Here is a 5,640-nt window from a genome sequence, read left to right as displayed (position 1 = left end):
GGTCTGGGTGTGGGTGTGTCGGACCCGATCGCGCGCCCGATCGCCAACACCCAGCTGTATGTGCTGGACGAGTACCTGCAGCCGGTTGCGCCGGGGGTTGCCGGTGAGCTGTATATCGCGGGCGCCCAGCTTGCCCGCGGTTATGTGAAGCGCCCCGGTCTGACGGCGGAACGCTTCACCGCGAATCCGTTCGAGCCGGGCGGGCGGATGTATCGCACGGGTGACGTGGCCCGCTGGACCACGGATGGAGTCCTGGAGTACCTCGGGCGGGCGGACGAGCAGGTCAAGGTCCGTGGCTTCCGTATCGAGCCGGGCGAGGTCCAGGCCGTTGTCGCGGCCCACCGCGAGGTCGCACAGGCCGCCGTCATCGCCCGCGAGGACGTTCCGGGTGACACCCGCCTCGTCGCCTACATCGTCCCCACCGACCAGGACGAGGTCGAGCCTGAGCTTGACGCCCGAATACGCGAGTTCGCGGGGAAGCGACTGCCGGAGCACATGGTGCCCTCGGCCGTCGTGGTCCTCGACGCTCTCCCGCTGACCGGTAACGGCAAGCTCGACCGCAAGGCCCTCCCAGCTCCCGACTACGCGGGGACGGCCGGCTCCGGGCGGAGCCCCAGGAGCCACGAGGAAGAGGTCCTGTGCGAGGTGTTCGCCCAGGTTCTGGGCGTCCCCGAGGTGGGGGTCGACGACGACTTCTTCGCACTCGGCGGCCACTCGCTGCTGGCGGTGCGCTTGGTCAACCGGGTCAGGACGGTGCTCGGCGTCGAGGTGGAGATAGCGGCGCTGTTCGACGCGCCGACCGTGGCCGGCCTCGCCGGGCAGCTCGGGAACGTGAAGTCAACCAGGCCGGCGCTGCAGCCGATGCGTAACCAGGAGGAGTCCTGATGATTCCGTTGTCATTCGCACAGCGGCGGCTGTGGTTCCTCAGCCGGTTGGAAGGTCCGAGCTCGACGTACAACGTTCCGGTCGTGCTGCGGCTGCCGGGCGACGTGGAGCGCGACGCGCTCGGCGCGGCCCTGCGCGACGTGATCGGGCGGCACGAGGTGCTGCGCACGGTCTTCGACGTCGCGGACGGGGAGCCCCACCAGCGGATCCTCGGGCTCGACGAGCTCGACTGGCAGCTGCCGGTCACCGAACTCGCCCCCGCGGATCTGGACGGTGCGGTCGATGAGGCCGGGCGGTACGCGTTCGACCTCGCCTCCGAGATCCCGATCAGGGCCTGCCTGTTCGAGGCGGGTTCCGACGAGCGGGTCCTCGTCGTGGTCCTGCACCACATCGCGAGCGACGGCTGGTCGGAGGGCCCCCTCGCCCGGGACCTCACGACCGCCTACGAGGCGCGCGTCCGTGGCCGGGCCCCCGAGTGGGAGCCGCTGCCGGTCCAGTACGCGGACTACGCGCTCTGGCAGCGCCAGATGCTCGGCGACGAGACCGACCCGGACAGCATGATGTCCCGCCAGATCGCCTACTGGCGCGAGAGGCTGGCCGACTCGCCGGAGGAGCTGGAGCTTCCCGCCGACCGGACCCGGCCGGCGGTGGCCTCGCACCGCGGCCATGTCGTCCCGCTGAGCGTCCCCGCCGAGGTGCATGCGCGCCTCGCGGCGGTGGCGCGCGCCGAGGGCGTGACGACGTTCATGGTCCTTCACGCGGCGCTCGCCACCCTGCTGTCCAGGCTCGGCGCCGGCACGGACATCCCCCTCGGCACGTCCGTGGCGGGACGTACGGACGAGGCCCTGGACGACCTGGTCGGCTTCTTCGTCAACACGCTGGTGATGCGTACCGACCTGACCGGCGACCCCACCTTCCGCGACGTGCTCGCACAGGTACGCGGGACTGTCCTGTCGGCGTTCAAGCACCAGGACGTGCCGTTCGAGAAGCTCGTCGAGGAGCTGGCCCCGGCCCGCTCCCTGGCCCGGCACCCGCTCTTCCAGGTCATGCTGACCGTCCAGAACAACCAGCGGACCGTCGTCGACCCCTCCGACACCGAGGCCAAGGGCCGAGCGACCGGCACCCGGGCCGCCAAGTTCGACCTCGACGTCTCCGTCCGCGAGCTCTTCGACCCGACGGGCGCCCCGGCCGGCCTGCGAGGCTCGGTGACGGCAGCCGCCGACCTCTTCGACGCGGCGTCGGTCGAGCGCCTCGCCGCACGCTTCACCCGCGTTCTCGATCAGGCGACCGCCCGCCCCGACCGCGCGCTCAGCTCGATCCGGGTCCTTGACGAGTCCGAGCGTCACCGAGTGCTGACCGCTTGGAACGACACGGCGAAGGACCAGCAACCGCCCCTGGTGCACGCACTCTTCGAGCGGTGGGCGGATCTCACCCCAGACGCCGTGGCGCTCGTCGCCGAGGGCAAGGAGATCTCCTACGGAGAGCTGGATGCGCGGGCGAACCGCATAGCCCACTACCTCGCCGGTCAGGGCATCGGTGCCGAAGCCGTCGTGGGCCTGTGTCTGCCGCGGGGTGTGGACATGATCGCGGGCATCCTGGGTGTGTGGAAGGCGGGTGCGGGTTACCTGCCGGTGGATCCGGCGCAGCCGACGGACCGGATCGCGTTCATGCTGCGGGACAGCCGGGCGGCGCTGGTGCTGACCACCGAGGACTTCTTTGACGGGCTGCCGGCCGGGCGTTCGCGTCTGGTGGCGATCGACGACTCGTTCGTGGAGATGCAGCTGGCGGCGGCGTCGGTGGATCGTCCCGGGCGTCGCGTGGCGTCGGAGTCTTTGGCGTATGTCATCTATACGTCGGGTTCGACGGGTCAGCCCAAGGGTGTGGCCGTCACGCACGGCGGTCTTGCGAACTATGTGGGATCCGTTCCCGAGCGGGTGGGCTTTGGTCGGCCCGGTGCGCGGTATGCGCTGCTGCAGGCGCAGGCGACGGACCTGGGTAACACGGTGGTCTTCGCCAGCCTCGCGACCGGTGGTGAGCTGCATGTTCTCGATGAGGGTGCGGTCACTGATCCGCGGGCGGTGGCGTCGTACCTGTCCGAGCACCGGATCGATCACTTCAAGGCGGTGCCTTCTCATCTGGCCGCGCTGTCGGCGGCTGGTGGTGTCGAAGGCGTCCTGCCGACCGGGTCGCTGGTTCTGGGTGGTGAGGCTGCCTCGCCGGTGTGGGTGCGGGAGCTGATCGCCGCTGCCGGTGAGCGCGAGGTTCACAACCATTACGGGCCGACCGAGACCACGATCGGTGTCGCCACGGCACGGCTCACCGCCGAGGGGGTCGCCGATGGTGTCGTGCCGATCGGCACCCCGATCGCCAACACCCGCTTCTACCTGCTGGACGCGTACCTGCAGCCGGCTCCGATCGGGGTGGTCGCGGATCTGTATGTCTCGGGTGCGCAGTTGGCGCGTGGCTACCTGGGGCGTGGGGCTCTGACGGCCGAGCGGTTCGTGGCCAACCCCTACGAGCTGGGGCGGCGGATGTATCGGACGGGTGACCGGGCCAAGTGGACGGCGGACGGCCAGGTGGTCTTCCTGGGCCGCGCTGATGACCAGGTCAAGATCCGCGGATTCCGTATCGAGCCGGGTGAGGTCCAGGGTGTGGTCGCCGCACACCCGCTGGTCGCGCAGGCCGCCGTGATCGCCCGCGAGGACATCCCGGGGGACAGGCGTCTGGTCGCGTACGTCGCCATGGCGGACCCTGACGGGGACGACGCCGCACTCCCGCAGGCCGTCATCCGGTTCGCGGCTCAGCGGCTGCCGGAGCACATGGTGCCGTCGGCGGTCGTGGTCCTGGACGGGCTGCCGCTGACGGGCAACGGCAAGCTGGACCGCAAGGCCCTGCCCGCCCCCGAGTACGCCTCCGGTGGCGGCCGCGGCCCGTCCAATGCCCGCGAGGAGATTCTGTGCGCGGCTTTCGCCGAGGTCCTGGGCCTTGACGGGGTCGGCGTGGACGACGACTTCTTCCGGCTCGGCGGCCATTCACTCCTCGCGATCCGACTCGTCGAGATCCTGCGCGGGCGCGGTGTCACGGTGTCCGTTCGGGCGCTGTTCCAGACGCCGACCCCGGCGGGGCTTGCCGCCTCGGCGGGATCCGAGCAGGTGGCCGTGCCGCCGAACCTGATCCCGGCGGGTGCCACCGCGATCACGCCGGAGATGCTGCCGCTCGTCGACCTCACCGCCGAGGAACTGACCGCGGTCGTCGCCACCGTCGACGGTGGCGCGGCGAATGTCGCGGACGTCTACCCGCTTGCCCCGCTCCAGGAAGGGCTGCTCTTCCACCACCTGCTCGCGGACGGCGGTGACGACGCGTACGTCCTGCCCACGGTCGTCGAGTTCGACTCGCGCGAGCGGCTCGACGCCTTCCTCGGCGCCTTGCAGAACGTCCTCGACCGTCACGACATCTTCCGCACGTCCATCGTGTGGGAGGGCCTGCGCGAGCCGGTCCAGGTCGTGTGGCGCCACGCCACTCTGCCCGTCACCCACGTCACCCTGGACGAGGCGCGCACGGACGACGGCAGCAACTACGCGGTCGCCGCCCTGGTCGCGACCGGTGGCTCGAGCATGGACCTCGGTGAGGCCCCGCTGATCCGCGTCCACGCGGCCCGCGTCCCCGGTAAGGGTCATTGGCTGGCGCTGGTACGGGTTCACCATATGGTGCGCGACCACACAGCCCTCGAAGTACTCATGGCGGAGGTGCGGGCGTTCCTGGACGGACGGGGCGCCGAGCTGCCGGAGCCGCTGCCGTTCCGCACTTTCGTCGCCCAGACGCGCGGTGCCGTCGAGCGCTCGGAGCACGAGCGGTACTTCGCCGACCTGCTCGGCGACGTCACCGAGCCCACCACGGCCTTCGGCGTCGCGGACGTACGCGGGGACGGCGCGGATTCGACACGCCAAGCCGTGCCCTTCGACGACGAGTTGACCATGCGGCTCCGGGATGTCTCCCGGCGTCTCGGTGCCAGCCCGGCAACGGTCATGCACGTCGCCTGGGCCCGAGCCCTGGCCGCGGTCAGCGGCAGGGAGGACGTGGTCTTCGGGACGATCCTGTTCGGCCGGATGAACGCGGGCGAAGGCGCCGGCCGTGTGCCGGGTCCCTTCCTCAACACGCTCCCGGTCCGCGTCCGTACGGATCGGATAGGAGTCCTCGCATCGGTCACCGCGATGCGCGACCAGCTGGCGGAGCTCCTGGAGCACGAGCACGCGCCGCTCACGGTGGCACAGCAGGCCAGTGGGATGCCCGGCAGTGCACCGCTCTTCACGACTCTGTTCAACTACCGCCACAACGGCGGGGGCGCCGACGCCGGCGCCCGGGAAGCGCGCCACGAGGGCATGGACGGCATCAGGACCGTCTTCTCCCATGAGCGCACCAACTACCCGCTGCTTGTCTCTGTGGACGACAACGGCGACGACCTCTGGGTCGCCGTGGACGCGGTGGCGCCGATCGATCCGCGTGTGGTGGGTGAGTTCGTGCGCACGGCGGCCGGGAACCTGGTCTCCGCGCTCGAAGCGGCCCTCGACCACGACGAGGACGTGCCGCTCAGTTCCGTGCAGGTGCTGGACGAGGCGGGGCTGCGTCGGGTGCTGATCGAGTGGAACGACACTGCGGTCGTGCTTCCGGGCGAGGCCACGGTGGCAGGGCTGTTCGAGGCGCAGGTGGTGCGGTCGCCGGGGTCGGTTGCTGTTGTTGCGGGTGGTGTGGAGGTTT

2 protein-coding genes are annotated in these 5,640 nt (G+C 70.6%); both read left to right on the top strand.

Annotation, left to right across the window (positions count from 1 at the left end):
• The coding region (locus tag ACFVZW_RS36635; RefSeq protein WP_384530866.1) for a phosphopantetheine-binding protein at positions 1–885 on the top strand (885 nt) is incomplete at its 5' end.
• Positions 885–5,640, top strand: a 4,756-nt coding sequence (locus tag ACFVZW_RS36630; RefSeq protein ID WP_384530864.1) for an amino acid adenylation domain-containing protein, incomplete at its 3' end; no start/stop codon positions are given. The genes ACFVZW_RS36635 and ACFVZW_RS36630, both read left to right, overlap by 1 nt.

The organism is Streptomyces sp. NPDC059567, assembly GCF_042735655.1.
In the GTDB taxonomy this organism is placed as follows: domain Bacteria; phylum Actinomycetota; class Actinomycetes; order Streptomycetales; family Streptomycetaceae; genus Streptomyces.
The sequence above is the reverse complement of the archived record's forward strand: the minus strand, read 5'-3'. Positions and strand labels throughout refer to the sequence as shown.